The 14,988-nt window shown below is 68.6% G+C and carries 11 protein-coding genes and 1 riboswitch; of the genes, 1 reads left to right on the top strand and 10 read right to left on the bottom strand.

Going from position 1 to position 14,988, the window contains the following annotated elements:
- Window positions 1–402 precede the first annotated feature (402 nt).
- The 9 genes from leuB to ilvC all read right to left on the bottom strand — a co-directional run bounded on the left by leuB (window position 403) and on the right by ilvC (window position 10,078).
- Window positions 403–1,467: a 3-isopropylmalate dehydrogenase gene (gene leuB / locus M2421_RS13640; protein ID WP_259207586.1), complete on the bottom strand. Its 1,065-nt coding sequence runs from the start codon at window positions 1,465–1,467 to the stop codon at window positions 403–405.
- Window positions 1,457–2,035, bottom strand: a complete 579-nt coding sequence (leuD, locus tag M2421_RS13635; RefSeq protein ID WP_259207584.1) for a 3-isopropylmalate dehydratase small subunit — start codon at window positions 2,033–2,035, stop codon at window positions 1,457–1,459. The genes leuB and leuD overlap by 11 nt, the downstream gene beginning before the upstream one ends.
- Window positions 2,035–3,456: a 3-isopropylmalate dehydratase large subunit gene (leuC, locus tag M2421_RS13630; protein ID WP_259207582.1), complete on the bottom strand. Its 1,422-nt coding sequence runs from the start codon at window positions 3,454–3,456 to the stop codon at window positions 2,035–2,037. Before leuC ends, leuD begins: the two co-directional genes overlap by 1 nt.
- Before the next feature lie 34 nt (window positions 3,457–3,490).
- Window positions 3,491–4,273: a class I SAM-dependent methyltransferase gene (locus M2421_RS13625; RefSeq protein ID WP_259207579.1), complete on the bottom strand. Its 783-nt coding sequence runs from the start codon at window positions 4,271–4,273 to the stop codon at window positions 3,491–3,493.
- A 9-nt stretch (window positions 4,274–4,282) separates the two neighbouring features.
- Window positions 4,283–5,839: a 2-isopropylmalate synthase gene (locus M2421_RS13620; RefSeq protein ID WP_259207809.1), complete on the bottom strand. Its 1,557-nt coding sequence runs from the start codon at window positions 5,837–5,839 to the stop codon at window positions 4,283–4,285.
- Entirely contained in the window at window positions 5,833–6,930 is a 1,098-nt protein-coding gene (locus M2421_RS13615; protein ID WP_259207807.1) for a threonine dehydratase, read from the bottom strand. Before M2421_RS13615 ends, M2421_RS13620 begins: the two co-directional genes overlap by 7 nt.
- A gap of 156 nt (window positions 6,931–7,086) precedes the next feature.
- Window positions 7,087–7,347, bottom strand: coding sequence for an ACT domain-containing protein (locus tag M2421_RS13610; RefSeq protein WP_128095641.1), 261 nt, complete (start codon window positions 7,345–7,347; stop codon window positions 7,087–7,089).
- Entirely contained in the window at window positions 7,331–9,064 is a 1,734-nt protein-coding gene (ilvG, locus tag M2421_RS13605) for an acetolactate synthase 2 catalytic subunit (protein WP_259207576.1), read from the bottom strand. Before ilvG ends, M2421_RS13610 begins: the two co-directional genes overlap by 17 nt.
- A 39-nt stretch (window positions 9,065–9,103) precedes the next feature.
- Window positions 9,104–10,078: a ketol-acid reductoisomerase gene (gene ilvC, locus M2421_RS13600; protein ID WP_259207572.1), complete on the bottom strand. Its 975-nt coding sequence runs from the start codon at window positions 10,076–10,078 to the stop codon at window positions 9,104–9,106.
- A gap of 653 nt (window positions 10,079–10,731) precedes the next feature.
- Here ilvC and ggt point away from each other — a divergent pair.
- The gene (gene ggt / locus M2421_RS13595; RefSeq protein WP_259207570.1) at window positions 10,732–12,450 is read left to right on the top strand and encodes a gamma-glutamyltransferase; all 1,719 of its coding nucleotides are present in this window, start codon (window positions 10,732–10,734) and stop codon (window positions 12,448–12,450) included.
- A gap of 519 nt (window positions 12,451–12,969) precedes the next feature.
- Here ggt and M2421_RS13590 read toward each other — a convergent pair.
- Window positions 12,970–14,538, bottom strand: a complete 1,569-nt coding sequence (locus M2421_RS13590) for a BCCT family transporter (RefSeq protein ID WP_259207568.1) — start codon at window positions 14,536–14,538, stop codon at window positions 12,970–12,972.
- Window positions 14,539–14,783: 245 nt separating this feature from the next.
- A riboswitch (TPP riboswitch) is annotated at window positions 14,784–14,885 on the top strand.
- Window positions 14,886–14,988: the final 103 nt, after the last annotated feature.

The raw sequence follows: 14,988 nt of genomic DNA, 5'->3' as shown, positions 1-14,988 counted from the left end.
GCGTGCCAGCACCGCGTCGGTGGCCTGCGTGGTGCTCACCGCCAGGTCTGAAGTAGAGCCGACCGTTGGTCGACTGCGCCCGATGCATCCCGTAGAGCCGACCGTTGGTCGGCTGCTCTCAACCACGGCGCGGAGAGCAGCCGACCAACGGTCGGCTCTACGGGCGTGGCCGCTTTTCAGCCGCGCAGGCGCGCCAGCACCGCGTCGGTGGCCTGCGTGGTGCTTGCCGCCAAGTCTGAAGTAGAGCCGACCGTTGGTCGGCTGCGCCCGATGCATCTCGTAGAGCCGACCGTTGGTCGGCTGCACCGATGCATCCCGTAGAGCCGACCGTTGGTCGGCTGCCTTCAATCCCGGCGCGGAGAGCAGCCGACCAACGGTCGGCTTTACAGGCGAGGCCGCTTTTCAGCCGCACAGGCGCGCCAGCACCGCGTCGGTGGCCTGCGTGGTGCTCACCGCCTGGCCCTTGGCAGCCAGGTCTGCAGTGAACACGCCGGCATCCAGCGCCGCATGCACGGCCGCTTCCACCGCGGCGGCTTCGTCCTCCAACCCCAACGAATGGCGCAGCAGCATCGCGGCGCTGAAGATGGTGGCGTAGGGGTTGGCAATGCCCTTGCCGGCGATGTCCGGGGCCGAGCCGTGGATCGGCTCGTAGATGCCCACCGCGCCCGGCTCGCCCAGCGAGGCCGACGGCAGCAGACCCAGCGAACCGGCCAGCATCGAGGCTTCGTCGGTGAGGATGTCGCCGAACATGTTCTCGGTGACGATCACGTCGTACTCGCGCGGCTTGGCCAGCAGGTGCATGGCCATCGAATCGACCAGCTGGTGCTCCAGCGCAACGTCCGGGAACTCGTCGCGGCCGATGCGCGCGGCCACGTCGCGCCACAGGCGCGAGGTTTCCAGCACGTTGGCCTTGTCCACCGACGTGACCTTGCCGCGGCGGGTCTGCGCCAGGCGGAAGGCGGTGCGCAGCACGCGCTCGATCTCGCCCACGCTGTAGCTGCACAGGTCGCTGGCGGTGTCGGCGGTGCGGGTCTTCTCGCCGAAATAGATGCCGCCGGTCAGTTCACGCACCACCACGAAGTCCACGCCCTTCAGCAGCTCGGCCTTGATCGGCGACGCGTCCAGTGCGGCTTCATGGGTGCGCACCGGGCGCAGGTTGGCGTACAGGCCCAGCGCCTTGCGGATCGCCAGCAGGCCCTGCTCCGGGCGGACCGTGGCATTCGGGTCGGACCACTTCGGGCCGCCCACCGCGCCGAGCAGAATCGCCTGGGCGTTGCGGCAGGCGTCCAGCGTGGCGGCCGGCAGCGGCTCGCCATGGCGGTCGATGGCGATGCCCCCGATGTCGTGTTCGCTGAAGTTGAAGGTGTGGCCAAAGCGGCCGGCAACGGCGCCCAGCACCGCGACGGCGGCGGCGGCGACTTCCGGACCAATGCCGTCACCCGGCAGTACGACGATCTCAGCGTGCATGTTCACTCTCGTAAAGTTCGATGTCAGACGTGCGGCCCAACAGGTAGCCCAACTGGTCCACGCCCTCCAGCAGGCAGGTCTGCGAGAAGCCGTCCAGCGGGAAGGTGTAGACGCGGCCATCGGGCGTGCGCAGCTCGCGCGCGGCGATGTCGATGGTCAATGTGTCGTCCGGGCGCTGCATCAGCGTCTGCACGTCGGCCTCGTCCAGCACGATCGGCAGCAGCCCGTTCTTCAGGGAATTGCCGCGGAAGATGTCGGCGATTTCGCTGCTGACGATCGCGCGCAGGCCCAGGTCGGTCAGCGCCCACGGCGCGTGTTCGCGCGAGGAGCCGCAGCCGAAGTTGCGCCCGGCCAGCAGGATGCTGCGTCCGGCGTTGTGCGGCTGGTTGAAGGCAAAGCCCGGGTTGGGCATGCCGTCGGCCTGCCAGCGCCAGTCGTTGAAGGCGTGCTTGCCCAGGCCGGCGCGCTCGGTGGTGGACAGGAACCGCGCCGGGATGATCTGGTCGGTGTCGATATTGGTCTCGCGCAGCACCACGCTGGTCGAGGTCAGGGTGCGGAAGCCGCTCATCAGGCCACCTCCTGGGCGGCATACAGGTCACGCGGATCGGACACCCGCCCGTTCACCGCTGCCCAGGCCGCGGTCATCGGCGAGGCCAGCAGTGTGCGCGAGCCCGGGCCCTGGCGGCCTTCGAAGTTGCGGTTGCTGGTGCTCACCGCCAGCTGGCCGGGTGCCACCAGATCGCCGTTCATGGCGATGCACATCGAGCAGCCCGGCTCGCGCCACTCGGCCCCGGCGGCGCGCACGATGGCGTGGATGCCTTCGGCCTCGGCCTGCCGCTTGACGATCTCCGAGCCCGGCACCACCAGCATGCGCACGCCCTCGGCGACGCGGCGGCCCTGCAGCACCTGCGCCACTTCGCGCATGTCGCTCAGGCGGCCGTTGGTGCACGAGCCGACGAACACCACGTCCACCGGCGTGCCGGCCAGGGTCTGCCCGGCGTGGAAGTGCATGTAGTCCAGGCCCTTCTGGTCGGCGGCATCGTTGGCCGCCGGGATCGGCTGGTCCACCGCGATCGCGGTGCCGGGGTGGGTGCCCCAGGTCAGCGTGGGGCGGATGTCGGCGGCCTCGATGTGGACCTGCGCATCGAAGCGTGCGCCGGCGTCGCTGCGCAGTTGCGACCAGGCCGCCACGGCGGCGTCGAAGTCGGCGCCCTTGGGCCCGCGCGGGGTGTTGGCCACCCAGTCGAAGGTGGTCTGGTCCGGGGCCACCATGCCGGCGCGTGCACCGGCCTCGATCGACATGTTGCACAACGTCATGCGCTGCTCCATGTCCATCGCCTCGATGGCGCTGCCGCGGAATTCCAGCACGTGGCCGGTGCCGCCATTGACGCCGATCACGCCGATGATGTGCAGCACCACGTCCTTGGCGCCCACGCCCACCGGCAGCACGCCGTCGACCGTAATGGCCATGGTCTTCGCCTTGCGCTGCAGCAGGCACTGGGTAGCCAGTACGTGGCCCACTTCGCTGGTGCCGATGCCGAAGGCCAGGGCGCCGAACGCACCGTGGGTGGAGGTGTGGCTGTCGCCGCAGACGATGGTCATGCCCGGCTGGGTGAAACCCTGCTCGGGCGCGATCACGTGCACGATGCCGCGGTTGGCCGACTGCAGGTCGAACAGCTCGATGCCGTGCTCGGCACAGTTGCGCGCCAGCATGGCCACCTGGGCTTCGGAGGCGGCGCTGGCGTAGGGCAGCTTGCCGTCGGGGCCGGCCGGCAGGGTCGGGGTGGAGTGGTCCATGGTGGCCTTGGTCCGATCCGGCCGGCGCGGTGCCAGGCCGCGCTCGCGCAGTTCGGTGAAGGCCTGTGGCGAGGTCACTTCGTGGATCAGGTGCAGGTCGATGTACAGCACGGCGGGCGCGCTGTCCGATTCGGGCACGACGATGTGGGCGTCCCACAGTTTGTCGTACAGGGTGCGGGGAGCTGGGGTCATGGAATGGCCTTGCTGTGTTCGTGTCAAAGATAGGTCAAACGGTGCGCAGGCGCGCATCGAAGCGCAGCCGCACGTAATCGGCGGTCCACTGGCCGCGCGCGTCGCACTGGGTGGGCTCGAGCAGCGCGACCGCGTCGTCGATGACGCGCTGGCGCTGTGTAGCGTCCAGGCCGGTCAGGAACGGCGATGCAAAGGTGCGCAGCCAGCCGCGCATGCCGGTGGGCAATGCGGTGGGACGGGCCTGCATCTCGATGTAACGCACCTGGAAGCCGTGCGCGCGCAGGCGCTCGGCGTAGTCGTCGGCGGTGGGGAAGTGCCACGGGAACGCCGGCACCGCGTGGCCGTTGCCGCACAGGGCGGCCTGCAGCGCGCTGGTGATGGCCACCACGTTGCCGTGCCCGCCCATCTCGGCCACGAAGCGGCCGCCCGGCTTCAGCGCACGGGTAACGCCGGCGATCACCTGGTCGGCACCGCGCATCCAGTGCAGGGCGGCGTTGCTGAACACCGCATCGAACTGGCGGGTGAAGGTCAGGGCATGGGCATCCATGACATGTGCCTCGATGCCACGTGCGCGCGCGCCGCCGACCAGCTCCGGCGAGGCGTCCACGCCGGTGATGTGCGCGCCGCTGAGCGCCAGGTCGACGCTCAACACGCCGTCGCCGCAACCCAGGTCGAGGATGCGTTCACCGCGCTGCGGATCGAGCAGCCGCGCGACCGCACCGCCGAGCACGGGCACGAAGCCGGCGTCGATGGCGTAGTCGTGCGCGTTCCACTGCTGGCCGGCGTCGGGGGTGGTGTGGCTGTCGAAGGCGCTCATGCAGACTCCTCAGGCGGCGGCGCTGGCCGCGGGTTGTTCGGCGGTGGCGTTGCGCTGGCGCAGCAGGCGGTTGGCCACGTCCAGCCAGGCCAGGGCGGAGGCTTCGATGATGTCGCGGCTGGTGCCGGTGCCTTCGTACTCCACGCCGTCGTGGCGCACGCTCAGGTTGGCTTCGCCGCGTGCATCGGCGCCGATGCCCACGCTGTGCACGTGGTAGCTGTCCAGCATCAGCTGCACGCCGGTGGCGGCCGACAGCGCGCCGAACAGCGCATCCACCGGGCCATCGCCCTGAGAGGTCTCGGCCACGCGGTTGCCGTCCGGGTCGGACAGCTCGACCAGCGCATTGGCGCGGCTGCCCACGTCACTGATGGTCATCGAGGCCAGGCGGTAACCGTTCTGGGTGGCGCTGCCCTGCATCAGCACCTGCAGGTCGGCGTCGGTGACCACGCGCTGCTGCTCGCACAGCGCCTTGAACTGCTCGAACACGTGCTTCAGTTCTTCCTCGTCCAGCCAGAAGCCCAGCGCACGCAGGCGCTGCTCGACCGCCGCGCGGCCGCTGTGGCGGCCCAGCACCATCTGCGAGGACTCCCAGCCCACGTCTTCCGGGCGCATGATTTCGTAGGTGCCGCGGTGGCGCAGCATGCCGTGCTGGTGGATGCCCGACTCGTGCGCGAACGCGTTGGCACCGACGATCGCCTTGTTGCGCTGTACCGGCATGCCGACCAGGCGCTGCAGCAGCTGCGAGGTGGAGACGATGCGCGGGGTATTGATGCGGGTGTCTTCCTCGTAGAAGGCATTGCGGACCTTCAGCACCATGGCGATCTCTTCCAGCGAGCAGTTGCCGGCCCGCTCGCCGATGCCGTTGATGGTGCATTCCACCTGGCGTGCGCCGCCTTCGATGGCCGCCAGCGAGTTGGCCACGGCCAGGCCCAGGTCGTTGTGGCAATGGGCACTGAAGATGATGCGGTCGCTGTCGGGCACCCCGGCGATGACGCGCTGGAACATGCCGCGGATCTCTTCGGGGGTGGTGAAGCCGACCGTGTCGGGCAGGTTGATGGTGGTGGCGCCGGCGGCCACGGCCACGCGCGCCACCTCGATCAGGAAGTCTTCCTCGGTGCGGGTGGCGTCCTCGGCGGAAAACTCCACGTCATCGATGTAGCTGCGCGCCAGGCTGACGTGCTTGTGTACCGATTCCAGTACCTGCTCGCGGCTCATCCGCAGCTTGTGCTCGCGGTGCAGCGGGCTGGTGGACAGGAACACGTGCAGGCGCGCGTTGGCCGCGGCTTCCAGGGCCTTGGCCGAGGTTTCGATATCGGCGGCCAGGCAGCGCGACAGCACCGCCAGCGTCGGCCGGCGCACTTCGCGGCCGATCATCGCCATCGCTTCGCGGTCGGACTGCGAGCTGGCCGGGAAGCCGGTTTCGATGATGTCCACGCCCAGCTCGTCCAGCGCACGGGCCATCACCAGTTTCTGCTGCGGGCTCATGCTGCAGCCGGGCGATTGCTCGCCGTCACGCAGGGTGGTGTCGAAAATTCTAATGCGGGGGGAGTTGGGCGTGGTCACCAGGAGGTCTCCTCGACAGCGATGTCGGATGGGGTCACAAAGGAAGGGGAAGCAGCGGGAATCTTGGGTGGGGCGAGCGCGGTCGGCAGGGATAGTCGCGTTCGCTCGCTGGCGCGGCGGCGGGGTTTGCGCGGCGGGCGGGGGCGGATGTCGGCCAGCAACTGGGCCAGCACCATCGCGTCGATGTTGCCGCCGCTGACCACCGCGCACTTGCGCTTGCCGGCCACGCGGCGCCCGGCTGCCAGGGCCAGGGCACCGGCGCCCTCGGCGATGACATGTTCTTCCAGCGCCAGCCGCACCAGGGTTTCGCGCAGCTCGGCTTCGCGCACGATCACCACATCGTCCAGCAGCGCGCTGCACAGCTTGCGGGTCAGGAAGCCGGGGATCTTGACCTTGACCCCGTCGGCCAGCGTGGCCACCGGGGCTATTTCGCGGACATCACCGCGGATCGCGCGGGCCATCGAATCGACGCCCTCGACCTGTGCGCCGACGATGCGCACGCCCTGCGATTTCAGCGCCAGCGCCACACCGGAGGCCAGGCCACCGCCGCCGATCGGCACGATCACCACGTCCGGCGCATGCGGCGCCAGCTCGATGCCCAGCGTGCCTTGCCCGGCGATCACGTCGGGGTCGTCGAATGCGGACAGGAACCGGTAGCCGTGCTGGTCGGCCAGCGCACGCGCGAAGGCGTACGCCTCGTCGTAGCTGGTGCCGTGCTGGCGCACGGTGGCGCCCCAGTGGGCCACGCCCGCGATCTTGGTGGCCGGTGCGCCGTGCGGCATCACCGTGATCGCCGGGATGTCCAGGCGATACGCTGCCCAGGCCACGCCCTGGGCGTGGTTGCCGGCCGAGGCGCAGATCACCGGGCGGTCGTCACCGCGCTCGCGCCCGGCCAGCAGCGCGTTCAGCGCGCCGCGCACCTTGTAGGAACCGGTGCGCTGCAGGTTCTCCAGCTTCAGCCACACGCCGAAGCGCTCGGCGTAATGCAGCGGGGTGGGTGGCAGATAGCGACGCAGCCGCGCCTGCGCGGCCAGCACGTCGGCGACGCTTACCTCGCCTACGTCCGGTTCCTGCGGGGCACCGCTAGTGGGCATTTTGCCCCCGGCCACGGTGATCGCCGGCATGCGCTGCGCGGTGCCACGACGCCCCAGCGCGGTGCGACGCCATGCATCCTGCACGCGCACCACTTGCACATCCCCGTGCTTCGAGAAGAGACCTCCGTACCGGCACCGTGGAAACGGTGCGGGCGTTCATACCGATACTCCGGTACCGGGTTCCAGCGCGCTGATGCGCACCGAGACACAGTCGTAGATCTTCTCGATCTGGCGGCACAGGGTCTCCGGCGGACGGCTGCTGTCCACCACCATCTGCAGGTGCCAGCGGCCGTTGTCGGCCGCGTTGGGCGCACCGGCGATCGCGCGCGGCGCGAAGCCGCGGCGTTCGGCCATGCCGATCACGCGCAGCAGCGCGCCCTCGGCGGGAACCAGCACCAGGTCAAGCCGGTATTGCATTGGGGAACTCCTGGGACTGATGGGCTGGATTGCTTTCCAGCATGGTGCTGTTGGCGTTGTTGGGCGGGACCAGCGGCCACACGTTGGCGCGGGCATCGATGGCCACGTGCAGCAGCGCCGGGCCCGGCTGGGCCAGCAGCGCGGCCAGGCCGCCCTCGACGTCGTCGCGGGCCTCGATGCGGGTGGCGGGAATGCCGAACACCTGGGCCAGCGCGGCGAAGTCCGGGTTGTCGGACAGGTCGATCTCGCTGTAACGCTCGGCGAAGAACAGTTCCTGCCACTGGCGCACCATGCCCAGCGAACTGTTGTCCAGCAGCACGATCTTCACCGGCAGGCGGCAGCGGGCGATGGTGGCCAGCTCCTGCACGTTCATCATGAAGCTGCCATCGCCGGACACCAGCACCACGGTGCGGTCGGGGCAGGCGAACTGCGCACCCATCGCCGCCGGCAGGCCGAAGCCCATGGTGCCCAGCGCGCCGCTGGTCAGGTGGTTGCGCGGATGGTTGAAGCGGCAGTGCTGGGCCACCCACATCTGGTGCTGGCCCACGTCGCAGGCAATGATCGCATCGCTCGGGGCCAGCTCGCTCAGGCGCTTCAGCAGCGCCGGGGCGTAGATGTGCTTGCCCGGGGCGTCGTAGCGCGCGGCGAACCGCTCGCGATGGGTGCCGCACCGCTTGCGCCACGCCTCCTGCGAGGCCGGCGCGGTGGCAGCGGCGGTCAGCGCACGCAGCGCGCCGCCCACGTTGCCCGGCACGGCGATGTCGGCACTGCGCAGCTTGGAGATCTCATACGCATCGGCGTCGATGTGGATGACCCGCGCGAACGGGGCGAACTCGTTCAACTTGCCGGTGGCGCGGTCGTCGAAGCGCGCGCCCACCACCACCAGCAGATCGCTCTCCTGCACGGCCATGTTGGCCGCGCGGGCGCCGTGCATGCCCAGCATGCCCAGGTAGTGCGGGTGCTGTGGCGGCAGCGCGCCCAGCCCACGCAGGGTCAGCACGGTGGGAATGGCGCTGGCCTCCACGAACGCGCGGAAGTCCTCCACCGCATCGCCCAGCGCCACGCCACCGCCGGCGTAGACCACCGGCTTCTCGGCGGCGGCGATCGCGGCAATGGCCTGCGCCACTGCGTCGTCCTGCGGTGCCGGCGGCGGGCTCACCGTGGCCGGGGTGTGCGCCGGCAGGTGCGAGGCATCGGCGATCTGCACGTCCTTGGGCAGGTCGATCAGGACCGGACCGGGGCGGCCTTCGCGCGCAATGCGGAACGCTTCACGGACCACGCGCGGCAGGTCGTCCACCGAGCGCACCAGCCAGCTGTGCTTGACGATCGGCATGGTCAGCCCGAATACGTCCAGCTCCTGGAACGCGTCGGTGCCCAGCAGCGGGGTGGCGACCTGGCCGGTGATGCAGACCATCGGCACCGAATCCAGCATCGCATCGGCGATGCCGGTAACCAGGTTGGAGGCGCCCGGGCCGGAGGTGGCGACACAGACGCCGACCTGGCCGCTGGCACGGGCATAACCGTTGGCGGCCAGTGCCGCGCCTTGTTCGTGGCGGACCAGGATGTGCTTCAGCCCCGAATCCACCAGGGCGTCGTAGAACGGCATGATGGTGCCGCCGGGGTAGCCGAACAGCGTGTGCACGCCCTCGGCTTCCAGGGCCTGCGTCAACCAGCGTGCGCCGTTGCGGGGCGCGGTGCTGTGTGCGGAGGTGTTCATGCGGTGACCTTTACGAAAGCGGGTGGGGGAGCCGCGCGGTTACGCGGCTTGACTTTGCAACCAGACCATCTTGGCGCGCAGTTCCTTGCCTACCTTTTCGATCGGATGCTCCAGGTCGGCCTGCTTGAACCTGGTGTAGTTGGGCAGGCCCGCTTCGTACTCGGCCACCCAGTTCTTGGTGAAGGTGCCGTTCTGGATGTCGGTCAGCACGTCCTTCATGCGCGCCTTGGTACCGGCGTCGATGACGCGCGGGCCGCTGACGTAGTCGCCGTACTGCGCGGTTTCGGAGATGAACTCCAGCATGCGGGTGATGCCGCCTTCGTAGAACAGGTCCACGATCAGCTTCAGTTCGTGCAGCACTTCGTAGTAGGCGATTTCCGGCTGGTAACCGGCTTCCACCAGCGTTTCGAAACCAGCCTGGACCAGCGCCGAGGCACCGCCGCACAGCACCGCCTGCTCGCCGAACAGATCGGTCTCGGTCTCTTCCTTGAAGGTGGTCTGGATCAGGTTGGCGCGTGCGCCGCCCAGGCCGGTGGCGTAGGCCAGCGCGTAGTCGGCGGCCTTGCCGCTCCTGTCCTGGTAGACCGCCCAGATGCACGGCACGCCGCGGCCGATCTCGTACTCACGGCGCACCAGCGCACCCGGGCCCTTCGGCGCGACCAGCACCACGTCCAGGTCGTCGCGCGGCTTGATCATGTCGAAATGCACGTTCAGGCCATGCGCGAACAACAGCACCGCGCCCTGTTTCATGTTGGGGGCGAGCACGTCCTCGTAGAGCTTCTTCTGCACCATGTCCGGGGTCAGCACGGCCACCAGGTCGGCCTCCTTGACCGCCTCGGCCGGGGCCTTGACGGTGAAGCCGTCGGCCTGTGCCTTGACCTCGGTGGGACCGCCCGGGCGCAGCCCGATGACGACGTCGAAGCCGGATTCGCGCAGGTTCAGCGCGTGCGCGCGGCCCTGGCTGCCGTAGCCGACAACAGCGATCTTGATCTGGGGCAGGTCGTTGGTGCTCATGGGGGAGATCCTTTGGCGGAAAGAAAAAAAATGGCCGACGGTCAGGGACACGTCGGCCAGTCAGGGGAAGGAGTGGCGCGCGCCATGCCACCAACGCACGCCGCCGGGCAGGCGGTGGGCGTGGAAGCGGTGCTGGCGGGCTGGCGGGTCATGGCGGCAAGGGCAGTCGAAAAGGGGGAGGGGAGGAATCGAGGGGCTCTGAAACGAAAAAACCCGCACCTGGGTGGGTGCGGGTTTTGATGGATACCTGGCAGTCTTGCTTACACGCCGGTCCGTCCCGCACCTGTTGGTTGGGTAATAAGTACGAGGACGAGAAGCGAACGGATCGAGGCCCCGCCGGTGTCGGCGTGCTGGATGGATTCGCGGGTGGCTGTGCGCTGCAACATGAGATCGAGAAAACCACAGCGGTTTTGGCGCTGTCAACCTTTGCCGGCACATTTCCAACGGTTTCGCCTGCATCCAGCGCAAAGGCCCGCCGCACAAGGATGGTTGCGGCTGAAAGCGTTGTGGTGAACCGGAATTCACTATTTTCAGGGCCGCTTCTGCGCGGATTCCGGTCCGTTTCACGAGCAGCAGCATGACCATTGTCGGATGCCATGGACGGGCCACTGCCGCCACTATCGGTGGGGCTACCACCCCTCCAGGAACCTCCCGTGCCCCGACGTCTTGCCCGCGGCCTGCTTGCCGCCGCCGTGCTGTGTGCCCTCCCCATTGCCGGCATCGCCGCCGACCGCATCACCGGCCACACCTTCGCCACCCGCTCGGAAGTGATCGCCCCGCACGCGATGGCGGCCACCTCCCAACCGCTGGCCACCCAGATCGCGCTGGACGTGATGAAGGGCGGCGGCTCGGCCGTGGACGCGGCGATCGCGGCCAACGCCGCGCTGGGGTTGATGGAGCCCACCGGCAATGGCGTCGGCGGCGACCTGTTCGCCATCGTGTGGGACCCGAAGACACAGAAGCTCTACGGCTACAACGGCTCGGGCCGGTCGCCGAAGTCGCTGACCCTGGCCGAGTTCCAGCGCCGCGGACTGAAGGAGATCCCGGCTACCGGTCCGTTGCCGGTATCGGTGCCCGGCGCCGTGGATGGCTGGTTCGCGCTGCATGAGCGCTTCGGCCGCAAGGCGATGGCCGACAACCTGGCCCCCGCCATCCGCTACGCGCGCGAGGGCCACCCGGTCGCCGAAGTGATCGCCTACTACTGGGACCGCTCGGTGCCCAAGCTGTCGCAGTACCCCGGCTTCAAGGAACAGTTCACCGTCAACGGGCATGCGCCGCGCAAGGGCGAGCTGTGGAAGAACCCGAACCTGGCCAACACCCTGGAACAGATCGCCCAAGGCGGCCGCGACGCGTTCTACAAGGGCGATATCGCCCGCACCATCGGCAGCTACTTCAAGGCCAATGGCGGCTACCTCAGCTACGAGGACATGGCCAGCCACCACGGCGAGTGGGTCGAGCCGGTGAGCAGCAATTACCGCGGCTATGACGTGTGGGAACTGCCGCCCAACAGCCAGGGCATTGCGGCGCTGCAGATCCTCAATGTGCTGGAGGGTTACGACTTCTCGAAGATCGCCTTTGGCTCACCCGAGCATGTGCACCTGTTCGTGGAGGCCAAGAAGCTGGCCTTCGCCGACCGCGCCCGGTTCTACACCGACCCGGCGTTCCAGCCGGCGCCGGTGGCCAAGCTGGTGTCCAAGGGCTACGCCGCCGAGCGTCGCGCGCTGATCTCGATGGACAAGGCCCTGCGCGAAGTGCAGCCCGGCACGCCCAGGCAGCTCGAGGAGGGCGACACGATCTACATGACCGTGGCCGACGCGGACGGCATGATGGTGTCGCTGATCCAGTCCAACTACCGCGGCATGGGCAGCGGCATGGCCCCGCCGGGGCTGGGCTTCATCCTGCAGGATCGCGGCGAGATGTTCGTGCTGCGCAAGGACCATCCCAACGGCTATGCGCCGGGCAAGCGCCCGTTCCAGACCATCATCCCGGGCTTCGTGACCAAGGGCGGCAAGCCCTGGATGAGCTTCGGCGTGATGGGCGGGGCGATGCAGCCGCAGGGGCATGCGCAGATCGTGATGAACATGGTCGACTTCGGGATGAACCTGCAGGAGGCTGGCGACGCACCGCGCATCCAGCACGAGGGCTCGACCGAACCGACCGGGCAGGCCACCGCGATGAGCGACGGCGGCGAGGTCAACCTGGAAACCGGCTTCCCGTACGAGACGGTGCGCGCACTGATGCGCAAGGGCCACCGGGTGGTATTCGCCGACGGCCCGTACGGCGGCTACCAGGCGATCCTGCGCGACCCGGACACCGGCGTGTATTACGGCGCATCGGAGAGCCGCAAGGATGGGCAGGCGGCGGGGTACTGACCACGCGAGGCAGAGCCACGCCATGCGTGGCTGCGCCTTCCGCGCTCATTGTCTGGGGGCCGTTGGCTGAGGAATGTTGCTGCCGAGCATGGCTCGGCACTACCAGTGCAACGTCAACCCCAGCCCACCGGCCGTGACCCATCAAGATCCCGAAACGCCCACGCACCATCACCCCCCAACCCCGACAATCGCAACCCATCCCAGGTAGAGCCGAGCCACGCTCGGCTGCTCTCCCCAACCGCCCAGCCATGTCCCCAAGGCCGAGGTGCACGGGATCGCGAAACGCCCACGCACCATCACCCCAACCCCGACAATCGCGACCCATCCCAGGTAGAGCCGAGCCACGCTCGGCTGCTCTCCCCAACCGCCCAGCCATGTGTCCAAGGGCAGGGTGCACGGGATCGCGAAACGCCCACGCACCATCACCCCCCCGACAATCGCGACCCATCCCAGGTAGAGCCGAGCCACGCTCGGCTGCTCTCCCGCCCCGCCCCACCCACGGGCCTCACGGCCACACCACTAAGGTGCCCGCGCCGCCTCGTCGCGCGTTTCTTCCTGCGCGGCGATCTCGCGCTCGATCCACTCGTCCATCATCCGTCGCGCCCGCTGGGCGCGGCGGCGCTGCAGGGCGTACTCGGTATCGAGTACCCGGTACAGCGACCACATCACCAGCAGCATCAGCAGCGCAAACGGCAGCGCCGCGATCGTGATCATGCCCTGCAGCGCGGTCAGGCCGCCGGCCAGCAGCAACACCCCGGCGATCAGCGCGATCGCCACGCCCCACACCATGCGTCGTGCCAGCGGCGGATCGCCGGCTTCCTCGGTGGACATCGTCGCCAGCACCAGCACCGCCGAATCGGCCGAGGTCACGAAGAAGATCATCAGCAGCACCAGCGCGATCACCGACAGCACCGTCGGCATCGGCAGGCTGTCGAACATGGTGAACAGCACCGTCTCGTAGCCGTTGCCCAGCGCCTGGGCCAGGTCCACGTGCCCGAAGATCTGCGACCACAGCGCGGTCCCGCCAAACACCGAGAACCACAGGAAGCCCAGCACGCTCGGCGCGATCACCACGCCCAGCACGAACTCGCGGATGCTGCGCCCGCGCGAGACCCGCGCAATGAACGAGCCCACGAACGGCGCCCATGCGATCCACCACGCCCAGTAGAAGATCGTCCAGTCGGCCACCCACGTACTGCCGGAGAACGGCGACATGCGCAGGCTCATCGTCACCAGCGAATTGAGGTACGAGCCGATGGTGGTGGTGAACGTATCGAAGATGAAGCCGGTGGGCCCCAGCACCAGCACCAGGGCCAGCAGCAGCGCAGCCAGGCCGAGGTTGAAATTGGACAGCCACTTGATGCCGCGGTTGACCCCGCTGGTGGTGGAGGCCATGTACAGCACGAAGGCCACCGCGATGATGGTCAGCTGCACCGGGATCGAATCGCGGATGCCGAACACCCGCTGCAGCCCCGCGGCGATCTGGATCGTGCCGAAGCCCAGCGTGGTGGCCACGCCGATGGCCGTTGCCACCACGGCCGCCACGTTGACCACCGTGCCGATCCAGCCACGGTGGTGGGCGCCGATCAGCGGCTGCAGCAGGTCGCTGATCAAGCCGCGGCCGTTGCGGTTGAACTGGAACCAGGCCATCGCCAGCCCGATCAGCGCATAGATCGCCCACGGATGCAGGCCCCAGTGGAAGAACGCATAGCGCATCGAGGCACGGGCGGCCTCCATGCTCTGCGGCGCCAATCCTTCCGGCGGCTTGATGAAGTGCGAGATCGGTTCGGCGGCCCCCCAGAACACCAGGCCGATGCCCATGCCCGCGGCAAACAGCATCGACATCCAGCTCGCGTTGGAGAAGTCCGGCTCGGCATCTTCGCCGCCGATGCGCAGCGAACCCAGCCGGCCGAACGCCAGGTACATCAGGAACGACAGGGTGATGAACACCACCAGCAGGTACAGCCAGCCGGTGCTGCGGATGATGTGGCCCAGGCCACTCTGCACCACGTCGTTGAAGGGGCCGGGCGCGAGGCCGGCGATCAGCACCAGGATGACGATCAGTGCGATGGAAATGCGAAACACCATGCGGGGAGTTTCTCCGTACGAATGAGGCGAGCCAATGCCTGCCGTCTCCAGCGCGACAACACCCGCTGGGGCGATTCAAGCCGGTCGATGCCGGGCGATGCGGAACTCCGCTGCGGACGGGAGAGGCCCTGCCGCGCCGCAGCATTCTAGGCCATGCACTGTCAGCGCATTGTTCACGTTCAAGCCGGCGCCGCCGACGCGCTCGTCGGGGATGCGCCAATCGCGTCGGTGTTGTGGTCTAATTCGCCCCGAAGCGGGGGTACCGCGGCCCAACGGCCACGGTTGAGATAGTCCCTTCGAACCTGATCCGGTTGACACCGGCGTAGGGATGCTTCGCAACAGGTGACGCATTGCGCCATCGGGCCCTCGTCCGACGGCGGCCCGTGATGCGTCCGCCGTGCGCCGCCGCTTCGTCCCTTCCGCCACGTCCCGTGCGGAAACCGATCCAGG

Origin of the sequence: Stenotrophomonas sp. BIGb0135, assembly GCF_024810105.1 — a bacterium.
In the GTDB taxonomy this organism is placed as follows: Bacteria; Pseudomonadota; Gammaproteobacteria; order Xanthomonadales; family Xanthomonadaceae; genus Stenotrophomonas; species Stenotrophomonas maltophilia_AB.
This window is presented reverse-complemented; position numbering and strand designations above follow the sequence as displayed.

Excerpts from the sequence above, each read along its gene's own strand:
- M2421_RS13625 (WP_259207579.1), bottom strand. The coding sequence starts at position 4,273 with ATGAGCGCCTTCGACAGCCACACCACCCCCGACGCCGGCCAGCAGTGG.
- leuD (WP_259207584.1), bottom strand. The coding sequence starts at position 2,035 with ATGAGCGGCTTCCGCACCCTGACCTCGACCAGCGTGGTGCTGCGCGAG.
- M2421_RS13610 (WP_128095641.1), bottom strand. The coding sequence starts at position 7,347 with ATGCAATACCGGCTTGACCTGGTGCTGGTTCCCGCCGAGGGCGCGCTG.
- ilvC (WP_259207572.1), bottom strand. The coding sequence starts at position 10,078 with ATGAGCACCAACGACCTGCCCCAGATCAAGATCGCTGTTGTCGGCTAC.
- leuB (WP_259207586.1), bottom strand. The coding sequence starts at position 1,467 with ATGCACGCTGAGATCGTCGTACTGCCGGGTGACGGCATTGGTCCGGAA.
- M2421_RS13615 (WP_259207807.1), bottom strand. The coding sequence starts at position 6,930 with ATGCCCACTAGCGGTGCCCCGCAGGAACCGGACGTAGGCGAGGTAAGC.
- ilvG (WP_259207576.1), bottom strand. The coding sequence starts at position 9,064 with ATGAACACCTCCGCACACAGCACCGCGCCCCGCAACGGCGCACGCTGG.
- M2421_RS13590 (WP_259207568.1), bottom strand. The coding sequence starts at position 14,538 with ATGGTGTTTCGCATTTCCATCGCACTGATCGTCATCCTGGTGCTGATC.
- leuC (WP_259207582.1), bottom strand. The coding sequence starts at position 3,456 with ATGACCCCAGCTCCCCGCACCCTGTACGACAAACTGTGGGACGCCCAC.